Here is a 17,128-nt window from a genome sequence, read left to right on the forward strand (position 1 = left end):
TATCTCTATGTAAATAGCTTGTTCCTTAACAAATATATTTTTTTGTTTCATATAAATTCCTGCATGTTTTTATTTTTAAAATAAAAAGCCAATTTAAACTGTTATATAATTAAATACATCCAATTCATGTCATGAAATAAATTTTGTAATTAAAAGAAGGAATTTGTAGTATGAAGTCTAATTATTATATTATAGTAACAACAAACATTAAAGGAGGGAAAGGGAATCTTACCCTAATATATGAAAGGAACTATTGTATCCGCATGGATTAAAACATCAAGAAAGATTTACGGAGATGAGCTTACTAATGAAGCATTAAAAGCCTCTAATATTGAACCAGATAGAATATTTAAACCTACAGAAGATATAGAAGATAGTTATGCACTAAACATGGTTGAATATTTAGCAAAAAAACTAGATAAATCTAGCTATGATGTATGGAAGGAGATAGGTAATGATAATATATTGACTTTTTCTAAAGACTATCCTGCTTTTTTCAAATATAAAAACCTATACTCCTTCTTAAAAGCAATGTATGATATACATGTAGTAATAACTAAAAAAATACCAGGAGCTAATCCCCCTATACTAAATGTTTACGCAGTAGATAAAAACAAAGCAGAAATGACTTATAAATCATCTAGAGGTATGTTCGGATATTTCCACGGTATGCTTGAAGGTGCTGCAAAATACTATGGTGAAAAAATCGATGTAAAAACCTTAGAAAAGTCAGAAGATTTTACTAAGATACAAATAACCTTTGAAAAAGAAATATATTATTATAAATCATATGGTTTTAATAAACTTCTCTCTTTAGGATTTATTAAAAAAATGGAAGCTAAAATTGCCATAGCATCACTTATTTTTGTTGGAATACCATCAATAATATCATCACTATATTTAACCAAAGAAATTTCTTTTGCAATTACTGCTTTATTGAGTTTTTTAGTCCCATTTATCATAACTAAAGGACTAATGGCTCCAAGAAAGAAAATCATGGAAATTCTCAATAATTTAAAAGAAAGGAACTATTCTGAAGAAATTGATATAAAAACTAATGACTTTTTTGAAGATATCAATAACGGAATAAAGGAATATGTATCCATCTTGAAAAGTGATTTTGTGGGATTTAAAAGTACTACTGATGAACTAAATGTATTTAGTGATAAGTTTAATGAGATTTCTGAAAATATGAATAATACCTCTAGAGAGATCTCAGAAGTCGTTGAACAAGTAGCTCAAGGAGCAGTTAGTCAAGCTGAAGAAACTGAATCATCTGCCTATCTTTTAAATACTAATATTAAATCATTAAATTTAATATCTGACGAAGAAAATAAAAGTAAAGAATCTCTAGAAGCAGCTGTAGAAAAAATCAATAAAGGCTTTAATGAACTTAAAAATACATCATCAAATCTTCAAAACATATTAAAAGAGTTCTCTAAAGTTAAAGAAAATGGGGTAGCTCTTCAAAATAGGGCAAAAGATGTAAATAAAATCGTTGAAACCGTTGAAGCTATATCTGATCAAACTAATTTATTAGCATTAAATGCAGCAATAGAAGCTTCAAGAGCTGGAGAATTTGGTAAAGGCTTTGCTGTAGTAGCTGAAGAAATCAGAAATCTAGCTGAACAATCAAAGGAAGCTGTAGGAGATATAAATAAGAATTTAGTATCATTTATAAAAGATATAGATACCGTAGTAGGTCAAATAGAAAATCAATACAGAATATTAGAAATAGAAAACACAAATCTTTCAAATGTAGCGAAAAATAATCATGATACAGTAACTTCCATTAAAAATGTTTCTGATAGTCTTATAGCTATGATAAATAAGCTTAATGAAGAAACAGAATCTATTAATAAAGTTTCACACAATATTGAATCATTAGCTGCAATTGCAGAAGAAAACTCTGCTTCTTCAGAAGAAGTAAGTGCAAATGTAACATCATATACTCATGAAATTGAAAAAATGACAGAAAATATTAAGGAATTTAAAAGAGTTACTGAAGAGTTTAGAAAAGATTTAGAAGCATATAATATATAAAGCACTGGGACGAGCCCAGTGCTTTTTATCCATGAGTTTTTATATAGTGAGTTAAAGCTTTAATTACAATTGGTAAAATTGTAATAACACTAACCAAACGCATCATATGCATTACTGCAATCTTAGGTGTTTCTGCCCCATATGCATCTGCTATAAGTGTCATATCAGTAAGTCCTCCTGGTGAAGTACTAAATAAAGCAGTCATCAACTCTAAGCCAGTAACCTTATATATCAGGTATCCTAATGCAACGCTAAAAATCATAAATCCTACTACTAGAATAATAGCTGGCACTATTAATTCCTTTAATTGATATATGGTTTCTTTTGTAAATTTCAACCCTATCATTCCACCTACTACCATTTGTGCAACTAATCTAAAGTTTACTGGTATAGAGGCTTTTCCGCTTAAAATATTAAATAATGCAACTGAAAACATGGCTCCAATCATAGCTCCTGCAGGAATTTTAAGCTTTACCCCTAATAATCCCCCTGCTGCTGCCACTATAAGAGTAATTAGTATTCTTCCCATAGTCTTCTCCTTTTTCACGTAATATGCCTAGTCAATATTATTGTCAAAATTACAAACAATAAAAATATAAATGATTTACTTAAGGCATAAACATAAATTAATGCTTAAAACTACATATTTTTATGTATAAACTTGTAAGTTGCAAAGGTTGAAGCTATAAATGTATCTATTAAAATAAACACTTTATATCCAAAATTAAGTCCAGTCATTAAAGGAACATATAAAATTGCAGCCCAAAATGTCCACTGGCAAAAATTAGCTAGTATATGCCAATTTCTTTTAACTACAGCTTTTCTATTATTTTTATCATAATATTTATTATTGATCAAAAAATCAATAATAAATATAAAAGCTTCTCCTATAATATAAATATATATATATGTTGTCTTCTTTAGAATAAAATATCCTCCTAAAGCTATTAGGAACAATATAAACCAAATTTTTTTCAGCATAATATTATATAACATCATTATCTCCTTTTATGCTGTTACCTTACTCTTTTTTAATTTCTTTGAAATGAAAGGCCAAATTAGTGAAAGCACTGTTGCAATTACAAAAAATATAGTTATTGGATCAGAAATAAAAATGCTAAAGTTTTCATTAGATAAAACCATAGATTGTCTAAATGAGCTTTCCATCTTTTCTCCTAAAATCAAAGCTAATATAAAAGTTGCAACAGGTATTTTTAACTTTTTAACAAAGTAACCAATTACACCAAACAATGCTACTATAAAAAAGTCTACAGTTGAAAAATTCAACGCATACGTACCTAAAAATCCTAAGGTTATTACTATTGGTAATAGTATCCTTGCAGGTGTTTTAATTACTTTTACAAGTTGTGTAGCTAGAGGGATATTTATAGCTACAAGTATTATATTGCTTATATACATACTAGCTACAACTGACCATGCAATATCAGGTTGTGATGTAAAAAATAGTGGCCCTGGTCTTATACCGAGCATCATTAACGCACCTAGCATAACAGCAGTTGTTCCTGAACCTGGTATACCAAGAGTTAACATAGGTATTAATGCTCCAATGGAACATGCATTATTTGCAGCTTCTGGAGCCGCAAGACCTTTGATATTACCTTTTCCAAATGTATCAGCATCTTTTGATAGATTTTTTTCAGTGGAATAAGCCATCATTGAAGCTATAGTTGCTCCAGCTCCAGGAAGTATTCCAATAAAAAATCCAATAGGTGTACTTCTTATCATTCCAGGTAAAGTTTCTTTAAACTCTTCCTTAGAAATCCATACTTTACCAATTTCATATTTCTCAGAGTTTTTACCATCTGGCTCTTCGTATAATAATTTGTCAAAATTCGTAAACGCTTCTCCTATTGCATAAAACCCTATGATTAATATTAAGAAATCTATACCTTCATACAATTCAGGAATACCCATCGTAAATCTAGATGTACCTGTCAAAAAATCTGCACCTATAGTTGAAACCATTAATCCTAAACAAGTTGCAAGCATACCTTTCAACATATTTCCCTTAGATATTGAAGAAGTTGTAACTAATGCAAATACCATCAATGTAAAATATTGAGGTGGACCAAAATTAATCGCAATTTTAGATATTGGAGTAGCTAAAAATGTCATTAATATAACTCCTATTGTACCTCCAATAAATGAAGCAATTGCAGATATTGCTAAAGCTTCACCAGCTTTACCATTCCTAGACATTGGATATCCATCGAATGTAGATGCTATTGCCCCACCATCCCCAGGTGTATTAATAAGAATCGATGACCTTGAACCTCCAAACATCGCTCCAAAATATATTGCACACATCGTACTAAGAGCAGTTGTTGGATCCATACCAAAAGTAATTGGGAGTAATATAGCTATACCAGTAGCTGGCCCTAAACCAGGTAGCATCCCTATAATCGTACCAAAAAAGCCTCCAAATGTTATCCATAAAATATTTTTAAAAGTTAATATTGCTATAAAACCGTCACCTAAAGATTTAAGTATTTCTCCCATAACTACACCTCCTTATCATTAAAAGCGAATCAGTCCTCGTGGGAGAGATATAGAAAATAGCTTTGCAAAAATCAAATATATAGTTATAGGAAAAATAATACCTATTAATAAATTCGCTTTTATTTTTCCTTTGTTTAATATACTTAATAATGCTGTAAGCAAGAATATTGTAGATATAATAAATCCCACTGTTTCAAATATAAGAGTATAAATAACAAATATCACTACATATATTCCTATAGTTTTTAAGACTTTTTTATCTAAAACAAGTTTATCAACAACAGCGCCTTTTTTGAAATCTTGAAGAAAAATTATTATTGAAAAAACAACTGTCATAAACACAATTAATATCAGAAAAATTTTAGTACCTGACAAAAATGTAGCACCTGCTTGCGGAAGTTTAATTATCCCATATCCATAAAAAGCTGATATTAATAAACCTGCTATTCCAATAATTTTATTCTTACTCATATTTTTCACCTCTTTCATAGTAGGTTTGTTACCATATGCGAGAACAATATCGCATATGGTAACTATTTTATTTGCTTACTTATTTATTTAAGTCTATCTCATTAACTAAGCTTTCATAAATTTTATACTCTTCTTCCCATCTTTTCATTGTCTGTTCACTGTTTTCATAATAATCTTCCCAGTTATTATTTTCTAAAACTTCCTTCCAATCATCAGTTGCAATAGCTTTTTCAATTAAATCTTCCCACCAAGCAACCTCCTCATCAGTCATATCTGGATGCCCTAATATACCTCTCCAATGAGGAAATACTACATCTATACCTTGCTCTTTAATTGTTGGTACATCAGCAAAATCTCCATCTAATCTTTCATCAGCAGTAATTGCTATACACCTTACATCTCCTGATTTCATAAATTCTATTCCATCACTTGCTCCAGTCACAATTAGATCATAAAATCCACCAAGCAATCCAGGTATTAACTCACCAGTAGTCGTTGCCATAATGTTTTTATCGAATTCTGTTAAATCAACACCAGCAGTTTTTGCTGTCAACAAAATTGATAAATGATCATCATTTCCCTTACCTGGTGCTACTGCTACTTTAATTGACGAAGGATCTTTCTTAAGTTTATCCATTACATCATTGATTGTTTTAATTTCTGAGTCACTTTTTACAAAGAAACCTATCCATTCATTTGTCAATGTACAAATTGGTTTCAAATCTGTATAGTGCTGTGCACCTTCTACTCCTAATAATTCATTTAAATATATATAGCTAGAATCTAAAGCAACCATATGAGAATCTTTTCTTTTGATTAGCATATCCCAAGCTACAGAACCTGAACCGCCTGGTTTGTTTGTAACTACTACATTAACATTGGGTGCTAATTTATTCTCAGTAATAACTTTTTGTAGTGCCCTAGCTGTTGCATCCCATCCGCCTCCTGGATTAGCTGGAGCTATTAATTCAACAGTTTTTTTACTTGGGAACGTTTTGCTTTCATTGACATTCTCACTAACATTTTCATCAATATTCTCATTACTATTTTCTTGACACCCTGTAAATACCAATAACATCATAGATACTACTAAAATAATTGTTAATAATCTCTTAAACATTTTTATCCTCCTTCATATTGTTATTTTAGGAAATTGCATAACAAAGTATTTCATTATACAATTTCCTCATTTAATTAAATATTAATAAATAATATTTAATACATTTAAATCATTAAAATTCATGAAATCTTAATAACTATTTAATCTTATTCTTTTCTCTTGTATAATTTAAAAGGCCTCCAGACAATAATATCTCTTTTTGTCTGTCAGATAAATCTAAATATAATCTAATTTCTTCATTGGTATTTACGTTTTTTGCTACTACTTCTCCTGAAAGAACCTGCTCTCTTAGATTATTAAACAATATCTTATCCCCTTGGGAAATCTTATTGTAATCTTCATAGTCTTTTAAAATTAAAGGCAAAATGCCATAGTTAACTAAATTATCTTTATGAATTCTGGCTATTGATTTTGCAATTACTGCCTTTACCCCTAGATACATAGGAGCTAAAGCAGCATGCTCTCTACTTGAGCCTTGGCCATAATTTTCACCACCTAAAATAATACTTGGCTTATTCTTTTTCGCTCTTTCTGGGAAACTAGAATCTATGCCATTGTACACATACTCTGATATAGCAGGTATGTTTGACCTAAGTGGTAATATTTTTGATCCAGCTGGCATAATATCATCAGTTGTAATATTGTCTCCAACTTTCAATAGTATCTTTGCTTCTAAGTTATCATCTAAGGCTTCTCCTATTGGCATAGGCTTAATGTTTGGTCCCCTGATTATTTCAACATTACTTCCTTCATCTTCTGGTTTGATAATCATTCTATCATCAATAATATATTCATCAGGCTCAGTAACATCTTTTAAAATGTTTAAGTCAACCACTTCTCGTGGGTCAGTGATATATCCTGTAATAGCAGTTGCTGCAGCTACCTCAGGACTAGCTAAATAAACTCGAGCATCTGCCGTTCCACTTCTTCCAATAAAGTTTCTATTAGTAGTTCTTACTGAAACTCCACCTGTAGGAGGAGATTGTCCAATTCCTACGCAAGGACCACAAGCACTTTCTAATATTCTAGCTCCCGAAGATATAAGCTTTTGTAATATTCCATCTCTAGCCAGCATTTCAAATACCTGTCTTGAGCCAGGTGCTACACACAAACTAACTCTTGGATGGACACATTTTCCTTCTAATATTGCTGCAGCTTTAGCTATATCAGAATATGAAGCATTTGTACAACTTCCAATAAACACCTGATCTACTGCTATATTTGATAGTTCCTTTACTTTTATGACTTTATCTGGCATATGTGGTTGTGCTACCATAGGTTCCAATGTATCTAAATCGATTCTAATATAACTATCATAAGTTGCTCCTTCATCTGGTAATAACTCAATCCATTGTTCTTCTCTTCCTTGAGCTTTCATAAATTCATAAGTAACTTCATCACTAGGAAAAATTGAAGTAGTTACACCAAGTTCCGCTCCCATATTAGTTATAGTAGCTCTTTCCGGAATGCTTAAATTCTTTATTCCAGGTCCTGTATATTCTATGACTTTACCCAATCCACCTTTTACAGTCATACGCCTTAATAGTTCAAGGATAATATCTTTTGCAGCAACTCCTTCTCTAAGTTTACCTTCTAAATATACATTAACTACTTCAGGCATCTTCAAATTAAAAGGTTCTCCTGCCATTGCCATGGCAACATCCATACCGCCAGCTCCTATAGCTATCATACCCATAGAGCCTGATGTCGGTGTATGGCTATCTGATCCTAATAAGGTTTTCCCAGGTTGTGCAAATCGTTGATAGTGAACAGAATGGCATATACCATTACCTGGTCTAGAGTAATAAATACCGTATTTATTAGCTATAGTTTGTAAAAATAAGTGATCATCTGCATTTTCAAAGCCAGTTTGAAGTGTATTATGATCTACATAGCTAACAGATAACTCTGTTTTAACTCTAGGTAACCCCAAGGCTTCAAAAGCTAAATATGCCATAGTTCCTGTAGCATCTTGAGTCAATGTTTGGTCTATTTTTATAGCTATATCTTGTCCTTTTTTCATCACTCCTCTAACTAGATGCTTTTCAACTATTTTTGTAAATAAATTTTGTGACATCTTCATCCTCCTTCGCTTTATTATAGTATCCACTTAATATATCATTTAATTTAATTTCTCTACCTTCTAGAATATAAATTGCCACAGTTATAGCTAAAAGATCTGCACATCCTCCAGGACTAATATTTTCTCTAGTAAAATATTCATCTAGTTGCAAAATACCTTTTCTACCTTGTTCCGAATATACAGAGCCTTTTTCAATAGCTTCCTTAGCTTTTAACTGAGCTTTTTTTAGCCCATTTGGTCCTAATCTTGATAATATAGTTGTATCTTCCACCGTCATTATTAAATGTAACAAGCTATCTATCATTGAATAATTTATGCCTATCCCTGACTCCATACCTTTAATAAATCGTGGATAAGATACATCACAAACAGAAGGCAAACCTCTTTCTAATTCTCCTCTTATTCCCTTTGTTCCATATTTCAAAAATAATTTTTCTCCATTAGTACATGCTTTTTTAGGGGTCAAACTCTTCAATTCTCTTTCTACTAATCCTTCACATATCTTTGATACATTTTTGCATATACTTTTTATATTAAGTTTGCCTGATTTTATGGTTTTCCCACATGCTGCAGCAACAATTCCTCCTAAAAACAATATTCCTCTTTGTGTATTTATTCCTTTAGTCATTTGAAGTAATTGTTCTTCTGCATTTATACCTATCTTTCTTAACTCTTTAAGTAAAAATGTTTCCCCATCCCAATTTATTCCTATTTGACCAAACAAGGTAAAATAAGGAGATATTGCAGAACTTCCTAACATAAAGCTAAGAAAATTCATATCTTTATGAGCTCCCATAGAAAAAGGACTAACTAATCCAGGTGAAGGATAGCAGGATGCTTCCAGTAAAATTCCTGCAGTTAATGCTTGACCAATTTTTATTGCATCTTGAGATACCTTGATTTCATCGTTATTTGCCATACAGTTTTAGCCCTTTCTCTATTATTTCATTTACCTTGTTTTTAATTTCTTTTTGAGTATGTTTTTTTTCAATGTAACATTCTAATGCTTTATTATTGCATATAATACACTTTCTTGGTTCTATATTAAAATCTCTTCTGGATACAGGAGTCGCATCTATATCTATAACATCTATATCAAATAGTCTACCAAGAGGATGATTATCCTCTATTTCAATGGTTTTTTTCTTAATGTCTTGCACAAATAGATCAACTACCCAAAAACCTTCTGGTCCCCATTCTCCGAGCTTTACTTTTCTAAACATAATATTTTCCGAAAAAATATTATCAATATTTCGTACTGCTTCCTGAAAAACTAAATCCCATTTAATGTATTGTAAATATCCTCCTGGTAGATTTAATGTCAATGAAATTAATGGTAATTTATATTTGCTTATTAATGTCTTTTGATAATTTGCCCTTTCTTCTTTTGCTGTTAAAACTCTTTCTAGCAAATCCTGATTTATCACTTTACCCTCCTAATAACATCTATAATAGTACCATCTCTGTATTCAACAAGTCCTACGATTTCATCTGTTGTTTCAATTTTATCAGGGACACCTGTCAATTCTTCAGCAATAGCTTTAAGGTCATGAATATCCATAACATCTAATTTTGCAGCTTTGAATAAATCGTATAAATCTTTCCTTCTAGGATTTACTGCAATGCCTCTTTCTGTAACGACTACATCTATTGTTTCTCCTGGAGTAACAACAGTTGTTACTTTATCCACTATTATTGGTAATCTTCCTCGTAAAAGTGGAGCTACGACTACTGAAAGTTTTGCTCCTGCTGCTGTGTCACAGTGACCACCTGAAGCCCCCATAATAACTCCATTAGATCCAGTGATAACATTTACATTAAAATCAGTATCTATTTCTGTAGCACTTAAAATCAAAACATCTAACTGATTAGTAACACATCCTTTATTATGAAGATTAGCATAAAATGATGCCGACATCTCCATGTGATTAGGATTCTTCTTTAAAGATTCCACAGCTTTTAAGTCAAAACATTGTACATCTAATAAAGCTTTAAACAGTCCTTCTTCCAACATCTCTACTAGATATCCATTTATTCCTCCAGCAGCAAAACTTCCTTTAATTCCCTCTTGTCTCATTTTTTCTCTCAGAAAATATGCAACTGCTAATGAAGCTCCTCCTGTGCCAGCTTGAAAAGAAAAACCTTCTTTAATCAATCCTGATGCTATAATAGCTTTAGATGCCTTTTCAGCTATTAATAATTCCAATGGATCTCTTGTTATTCTAGTAGCCCCTGATACTATTCCTTTAGGATCCCCAATTTTATCTACAACAACAACATAGTCTACTAATGTTTGTGGTATACTTATTGGGCAAGCAGGATAATCTACTAAATAATCAGTTACTACAACTACTTTATCAGCATATTCTGCATCAATCATAGCATATCCTAAAGACCCACAAGCTGTTGGTCCTTCAACTCCATTAACATTTCCATATTTATCCGCTGCAGGAGCAGCTATAAATGCAATATCTATTTTTACTTCACCAGCTTCAATAGCCCTTGGCCTTCCGCCATGAGAACGAATAATTACTGGTTTGTCCAATATTTTTTCTCTGCTAATAGCCTCTCCTAGTTCTCCCCTAATACCACTAGTCTGTATTCCAGTCACTACACCATTTTTTATATGCTCTATAAGTGGACTGTGAACAGATTGTAATGAACTTGCAGCAACAGTTATATCCTTAATCCCCATTTTAGCTATCTCATCCATAACCATATTTATTAGATAATCTCCGTTTCTAAAATGATGATGAAAAGATATTGTCATTCCATCATGAATATTACATAATTCTAAGCTTTCCCTTATGTTTCTGAGTAATTTACTTTTCTGAGGATGTATTGTTTTTATCTTTGGTAATACCTTTCTGCTTTTTGGTTCACAAGCAAATACACCTTTATAAGGCTTCAATTCACCTATTCCTTCTATATAACGTGGTATTTCTCGCCCAACTGCATTTACTATATTATCCTTCATACTTATAACCTCCTATATTATTCCCGCTCCTTTAGCTAATTTTATTGTTTTTTCGGCTCTAGCAACAACAGGTGCATCAACCATCTTACCGTCTAGAGAAATTACTCCTAAGCCTTTACTTTTAGCTTCTTCTATTGCTTGAATTACCCTAAGGGCCTTTTTTACTTCTTTTTCAGATGGAGTAAAAATATCATGTACAATTTTTATTTGCCTTGGATGAATAACAGATTTTCCATCAAAGCCCAGCCTCTTAGCCATCTCTGTTTCTTTTCTAAGACCTTCATCATCATTAATATCTGAAAAAACAGTATCAATAGCATCTATCCCTGCAGCTGAAGCAGCTAAAACAATTTTAGACCTAGCTACAAATAATTCTTCTCCGCTTTTACTACGATCAGAACCTATAGTTCTAGTAAAATCTTCTGCACCAAATGATATCCCTACCATCCTAGAACTAGCAGTTGCAATTTCTTCTGCATTTAAAACACCTTTTGCAGTCTCTATAGCTCCTAAAATTTTCACCGATTCATTTTCTATCCCTAATTCATTTTCTATTTCTGATAATAATGCGTCTAAGTTTTTAATATCTTCAGCTGTTTCAGTCATAGGCAATCTAATATTTCTTAATCCTGCTTTAACTAAAGTTCTAACATCTTCTTCTCCAAAAGGAGTATATAATGGATTAACCCTAACAAAGATTTCGCAATCTCGGTAATTAATTGATTTCAATGCTTCGACAACTAAATCTCTTGCACTATCTTTCTCTCTTAGCGAAATAGCATCTTCTAAATCAAATATAATACAATCAGGCTTAAAAATCGGAGCATTTACCATCATATTTGGATTGCTTGCAGGTACAAACATCATGGTTCTTCTTAAATTATTCATTACTTACTGTCTCCTTTCCGCTCTTCTTATTGCAGTCTTAAGTCTTGCAATTATAGCAAAATCTAAAGCACCTTTATCGATTATTTTTATATAAGCATTGGAAACATTAAGTTCTTTTAATGTTTCTCTTACAACTTTATCTATCTGTCTTCCAAATCTCTCCTTAACTATGCTTTCTATTTCTAACTGTATACCTTTATCATAATTTAAATCTACAGTTACCATCAGGTCATTAGACTCTAAACTTCCTGCTTGACCTACTTTCATTTGCTGCATTACAAGTCCTCCTTTCTGTACAGTGATTTTGTATACTTGTATACTTGTATACAATTTACATTAATCTAAATGAGCTAATGATTAGAATCAATTATATTATCGAAGAAAGCTTTCCTAGCTTTTTTAACATGATTTTTAGCTATTGTCTCTGCTTCAATTTCGTGTCTTTTTTCTATCGTATCTACAATCTGCTTATGTTCTTCAAGTGCCAAAAATCTTCTATCTTCATGGTACAAGGAAATGCTTCTTAAGCTAGTCAATTGTTCATAAATATTATTCATAATTGCTTTAAGTTTTTTATTTCTAGTACTATTCAATATTATATTATTAAAATCTTTATGGAGTTCTACATACTCCTTGTAATCTTTTCGTTGCATAGCTTCTTCCATTAATTTTAATACATGCCTTAAATTATCAATATCATCTTCTGTTCTATTCCTACATGCTAATCTCGCCATTAGTCCTTCTAATGCTTCTCTTAAATCATATATCTCCTCTGCGTCTTTTAAAGTTATCCCTTTTACAATTGCACCTCTCCTAGGAATATTATCAACTAGTCCTTCTGCTTCTAATTGCCTCAAAGCTTCTCTAACTGGAGTTCTGCTAACTTCCATTTTCTCTGCAATTGTATTTTCAACTAATCTTTCACCTTTTTTTATACGTCCTTCAAAAATTGCTTTTTTTAATTCTACAAATACGATTTCCCTTATAGGACGCAGATCATGTTTTTTTACTGGTTTTAAATCTAACTCCATTATATAATAATCCTCCCAGTTAACTTTATCAAATAACAAGTACATTTTGTTGAAAATATAAAGTTAACTAATACTTAAAATTACAAATCTATTATTCCTTCTTTATTTTATGTTATCATTTTTATTAAATATATTCAATTTTATTGAACTAATTTTAGTTTTCAGATATAATCATCTCTTTAATATACTTTTCACTATGTACTTGTCCACTAGCATTAAAGTTCAAAGACTTTACAAGCTATTTAAGATAAATATTTAAAAATCGTTTTCTTTCACGAAAACATTTACCATTTAAATTGTATGCCGGTATACAATAATTCAATAACATAGTAGCACAATTTTTTCTGATTGTCTAGTATAAATTTTTCTTTTCAAATAAAACTTTGTTTTATTATAAATTAAAGTTGTCTAGTTAATGTCTTTTATTAGACCTAGACATATTATCAATAATTTTTTGTCCTTCATCTGATTTGACATATTCATAAGTAGTTTTAGGTAAAAAGGACTTTGCTTTTGATAATTCATTAGAAACAAGCCATTTTCTCACCTTAGACGCACTGATGTATTCGCCATTGATACTTGCCCTTTTTATCTCTTCTACCTCTACTCCTACTTTAGGTAAAATTTCTTTCATTACTTTATTATATGTTTTAGTGACTTCACAATAAGGTTCTTCTCCTACATATCTTTTATTAATTCCTAATGCTGGAACTATATAATTTTTAAATATTTCTATATCTAATTTAGCTTGAATTTCTACAACATTGCTCTTTTCTTTTAAAAAATATGATGGAAAAGTTGCATTAGAAATAATATAGTCCTTACCTTTATGTAGTATAACATTAGATAAATGCTTAGTCCCTTCTTTTACTAAATTGTATCGCACTTCTGAAGGAAAACTAGAACGATCTTCCCACACAATAAAAATATGGACAATATCATTTTCATATGATGCTTTTTCTATAATGTATTGGTGCCCTAGTGTAAAAGGATTGCAATTCATCACTACAGCAGCTATTTTATCGCCTTCAATTCTATGCTGTTTCAGTTCTTCAGCATAAGATTGAATGCCATTTAATTTATTCTCTAACAAACACACTTTATTAGGAACTTCCGCAATTTCATAAAATCCAACGTCGTTAAATAATATTTTGTTTTTAGGTTTTGTGTAGATAAATAAGTGAGTATTTCCTCTAAAATAAGCTTCATTTACCAGATGGCTTACTATTTTATTTAATAATCCAATCCCTTGAAATTGTGGCTCAATAGCTATACACTTTAAAACTCTTCCACTCAAGGATCCTGTACCAATTATTTTATCCTCTTTTAATAAAGCTATAGTATACTCCACATCTTCTTCTAAAGAAAGCCCTTGATTTTTTAAAAAATCTGACACCATTTTTTTATCACTATCTGTTGTTACTTCTATAATTTTTTCTGTGTTGAAATAATACATTTAAAGCCCCCTTTATTTTGCACTGAGGACAAGCCCCAATACCATTAAATAAATTTTACTGCAGTACCGTAAACTATGACTTCAGCTGCACCTAGTAATTCATCTTCTTCACCACTCCTTATTTCTTTTATTCTTTCAATTAGCACATATATACTTACTCCTATCAATGCTAATGAAATTGTTATTCCAACTAATATCCCCAATTTACTGGAGGGTATATAGTACCAGTTCAAAGCAAAGAATGCAAAATATATTATTAATAATGTTGTAATAATTATAGGTGCTATCATCTTTTTTATATGCATAAGTTTTCACTCCTTTATTTATATTAATGGAGTATTTATAATGCATTATTCTATAAATACATGAAATATCCTTTTTAAAAAAGTAATGAATTGCAAAAATTTAATTCTTTGTATCTATGACATGGTATAAATTATATATTTAATATTTTTAACAAAAATTCTTTTGTTAATTTAGTAACTATAATTTTTTTAATAGTGTATCTAATTTGACATTTATTTTAAATAAGTATATACCTATATATAGAAGTAATTTTCATCGTAAAACGTAATTTTTTGTACCAAGGGGGATATTTTTATGAAAGTTACGTTTATTGTTCCTGCTGCAGATATAAGAAGAAATAAATATTATAGACTAGGTGGTTCTTTTTATGGATATGACAATTCAATAACTGGCCCATTAATATTAGGAAGAATTTTAAAAAACAAAGGACATGAAGTAGAAGCCTATGAAGAATTATATGTAGATTTAGATCTCAATAGTTTGTTAGATACAGACGTAGTATGTATTTATACAATGACTTCCAACGCTATAAGAGCATATGAAATTGGAGACTTTTTCAAAAATATGAACAAACGTGTAATAATTGGTGGTATGCATGCATCTGCATTACCTGAAGAAGCCTTAAAACATGCTAATCAAGTCGTAGTTGGTGAAGCCGAAAACGTTATTACAGATGTTATTGAGGGAAATATAAAGGATAAAATAGTATATTCAGAACCCATCAAAAATTTAGATACTATACCTTTCCCCGATTATAGTATATTAAAAACACCATATAAAGCTGCTAACGTTATGACTTCTAGAGGATGTCCTTATAAATGTATATTTTGTACAACTTCGAGAATGTTCCATCCATATAGAAAAAGAAGCCCAGATAATGTCATAGAAGAACTTAAAATGTATAAAAAAATGGGATTTAAATATGTAAATTTTGAAGACGACAATTTTACTGCAGATAAGGAAAGAGCAAAAGAAATTTTAAGAAAAATGATTGCACAAAATCTTATCTTCAAAGAAACTTTCTTCTTCGGAAGAACAGATATGGCTAATGATGACGAATTATTAGCTTTACTTAGAAAGGCAAATTTAAAAAGAGTATTAATTGGTATTGAATCATTAAATCAAAAATCTTTAGATTATATCAATAAACATCAAAATATAGAAGACATAATAAGATGTAGTGAAAAATTAAAAAAGTATAAAATAAAAATGATAGCAAGTATAGTAATAGGATTAGATTATGATAATACAGATGATATAAGAAAAGCAGTCGAATTTTGTAAAGATATTGATGCTTATCAGTTACAACCAGCAATACTTACCCCTTATCCAGGAACTGAATTATTCAAAAATTTTGAAAAGCAAAATAGAATATTGACTAAAAATTGGCAATATTATGATATGATGAATGTTATATTTAAACCTAAAAAGTTGACTCCTTGGGAACTACAAAGAGAGTTTTTTAATGCGGTAAAAAATTTTTACACATTTAAAAGCTCGTTAAAAATATTTAAATTATTTGGTTTTGAATCTGGTATGAGAAGATTAGGGTTATGGATTGCTGCAAATTTTGGAACTTTATTTTTTAAATTAATGTCAAATAAGGAGAATGGCAATATATATAATTGGCTTAAAAATCTTGACGCATCCAATTATTATAAATACAATAATTTCAAAAAATATAAATCTATGCAACATTAAAAAATTGCATAATTGCTATAAATTCAAAATTTTGTAATTTACAAATTTTTTAATTCTGTTTTTTGGGCTTTTAATTAAAAAGCACAAAAAAGCCTTTAAAGGCTTTTTTGTGCTTATTTTTCAGCAAGATATTGGTCCATCGCTTCTATAGCCTTACAACCGTATACAGTAGCTGGGCCTCCCCCCATCATTATAGCTACATCTACTGTTTCTGCAATTTCCTCACGTGTAGCACCAGCATCAAGAGCAGATTTTACATGACTTTGAATGCAGCCAACACATTTTACAACAATAGCAATACCTAAAGCAATTAATTCTTTGTTCTTTAGTGATAATGCACCATCTTTAGTAGCTTCGTGGTGAAGGTTCATAAAAGCCTTCATCGTATCAGGACAATACTTTGATAGCTTACCATATGAACTCTGCAAACATTTTAGTTCTTCCACATGATTGGTAGCCATTTTTATACCCCCAATGTAATAATTTAGTTCTTTAAGTAAATTATAATCTAATGTTAAAAATATGTCAATAT

Annotated in this window: 17 protein-coding genes; 2 read left to right on the forward strand and 15 right to left on the reverse strand. The window is 30.5% G+C overall.

Annotated features, from left to right (window positions below):
- The first annotated feature begins 240 nt into the window (after nt 1-240).
- Nucleotides 241-2,043, forward strand: a complete 1,803-nt coding sequence (locus ACZ41D_RS11460) for a methyl-accepting chemotaxis protein (protein WP_464151540.1) — start codon at nt 241-243, stop codon at nt 2,041-2,043.
- Nucleotides 2,044-2,068: 25 nt separating this feature from the next.
- On the opposite strand, the gene ACZ41D_RS11465 is transcribed toward ACZ41D_RS11460, so the two are convergent.
- From ACZ41D_RS11465 to ACZ41D_RS11530, 14 genes are all read right to left on the reverse strand, one after another.
- Entirely contained in the window at nt 2,069-2,572 is a 504-nt protein-coding gene (locus ACZ41D_RS11465; protein WP_464151541.1) for an AbrB family transcriptional regulator, read from the reverse strand.
- 110 nt (nt 2,573-2,682) lie between these two features.
- On the reverse strand, nt 2,683-3,024 hold the full coding sequence (locus ACZ41D_RS11470; protein ID WP_464151542.1) for a hypothetical protein: 342 nt from the start codon (nt 3,022-3,024) through the stop codon (nt 2,683-2,685).
- A gap of 27 nt (nt 3,025-3,051) precedes the next feature.
- Complete coding sequence (locus ACZ41D_RS11475) at nt 3,052-4,563, reverse strand: tripartite tricarboxylate transporter permease (protein WP_464151543.1); 1,512 nt, start codon at nt 4,561-4,563, stop codon at nt 3,052-3,054.
- 18 nt (nt 4,564-4,581) lie between these two features.
- Complete coding sequence (locus ACZ41D_RS11480) at nt 4,582-5,034, reverse strand: tripartite tricarboxylate transporter TctB family protein (protein ID WP_464151544.1); 453 nt, start codon at nt 5,032-5,034, stop codon at nt 4,582-4,584.
- Nucleotides 5,035-5,113: 79 nt separating this feature from the next.
- A complete protein-coding gene (locus ACZ41D_RS11485) occupies nt 5,114-6,154 on the reverse strand; it encodes a tripartite tricarboxylate transporter substrate binding protein (RefSeq protein ID WP_464151545.1) in 1,041 nt (346 codons plus the stop codon).
- Between the two features lie 136 nt (nt 6,155-6,290).
- Nucleotides 6,291-8,231: an aconitate hydratase gene (locus ACZ41D_RS11490; protein WP_464151546.1), complete on the reverse strand. Its 1,941-nt coding sequence runs from the start codon at nt 8,229-8,231 to the stop codon at nt 6,291-6,293.
- The gene (locus ACZ41D_RS11495; protein ID WP_464151547.1) at nt 8,200-9,156 is read right to left on the reverse strand and encodes a triphosphoribosyl-dephospho-CoA synthase; all 957 of its coding nucleotides are present in this window, start codon (nt 9,154-9,156) and stop codon (nt 8,200-8,202) included. Before ACZ41D_RS11495 ends, ACZ41D_RS11490 begins: the two co-directional genes overlap by 32 nt.
- Nucleotides 9,146-9,664, reverse strand: coding sequence for a citrate lyase holo-[acyl-carrier protein] synthase (gene citX, locus ACZ41D_RS11500; protein ID WP_464151548.1), 519 nt, complete (start codon nt 9,662-9,664; stop codon nt 9,146-9,148). Before citX ends, ACZ41D_RS11495 begins: the two co-directional genes overlap by 11 nt.
- Nucleotides 9,661-11,214 carry a citrate lyase subunit alpha gene (gene citF, locus ACZ41D_RS11505; RefSeq protein ID WP_464151549.1) on the reverse strand — a complete coding sequence of 518 codons (1,554 nt, stop codon included), beginning with the start codon at nt 11,212-11,214 and terminating at the stop codon, nt 9,661-9,663. Before citF ends, citX begins: the two co-directional genes overlap by 4 nt.
- A gap of 12 nt (nt 11,215-11,226) precedes the next feature.
- A complete protein-coding gene (locus tag ACZ41D_RS11510) occupies nt 11,227-12,102 on the reverse strand; it encodes an aldolase/citrate lyase family protein (RefSeq protein ID WP_464151550.1) in 876 nt (291 codons plus the stop codon).
- A 3-nt stretch (nt 12,103-12,105) separates the two neighbouring features.
- On the reverse strand, nt 12,106-12,378 hold the full coding sequence (gene citD / locus ACZ41D_RS11515; RefSeq protein WP_464151551.1) for a citrate lyase acyl carrier protein: 273 nt from the start codon (nt 12,376-12,378) through the stop codon (nt 12,106-12,108).
- A 74-nt stretch (nt 12,379-12,452) separates the two neighbouring features.
- Nucleotides 12,453-13,133, reverse strand: coding sequence for a GntR family transcriptional regulator (locus tag ACZ41D_RS11520; RefSeq protein ID WP_464151552.1), 681 nt, complete (start codon nt 13,131-13,133; stop codon nt 12,453-12,455).
- Nucleotides 13,134-13,545: 412 nt separating this feature from the next.
- A complete protein-coding gene (gene citC, locus ACZ41D_RS11525) occupies nt 13,546-14,589 on the reverse strand; it encodes a [citrate (pro-3S)-lyase] ligase (protein WP_464151553.1) in 1,044 nt (347 codons plus the stop codon).
- A gap of 44 nt (nt 14,590-14,633) precedes the next feature.
- Nucleotides 14,634-14,894 carry a hypothetical protein gene (locus ACZ41D_RS11530; RefSeq protein ID WP_464151554.1) on the reverse strand — a complete coding sequence of 87 codons (261 nt, stop codon included), beginning with the start codon at nt 14,892-14,894 and terminating at the stop codon, nt 14,634-14,636.
- A 295-nt stretch (nt 14,895-15,189) separates the two neighbouring features.
- Between ACZ41D_RS11530 and ACZ41D_RS11535 the strand changes: the two genes are divergently transcribed.
- The gene (locus ACZ41D_RS11535; RefSeq protein WP_464151555.1) at nt 15,190-16,596 is read left to right on the forward strand and encodes a B12-binding domain-containing radical SAM protein; all 1,407 of its coding nucleotides are present in this window, start codon (nt 15,190-15,192) and stop codon (nt 16,594-16,596) included.
- A gap of 113 nt (nt 16,597-16,709) precedes the next feature.
- On the opposite strand, the gene ACZ41D_RS11540 is transcribed toward ACZ41D_RS11535, so the two are convergent.
- Entirely contained in the window at nt 16,710-17,057 is a 348-nt protein-coding gene (locus ACZ41D_RS11540; protein WP_464151556.1) for a carboxymuconolactone decarboxylase family protein, read from the reverse strand.
- Nucleotides 17,058-17,128: the final 71 nt, after the last annotated feature.

It is taken from the genome of Brassicibacter thermophilus, from assembly GCF_055378355.1.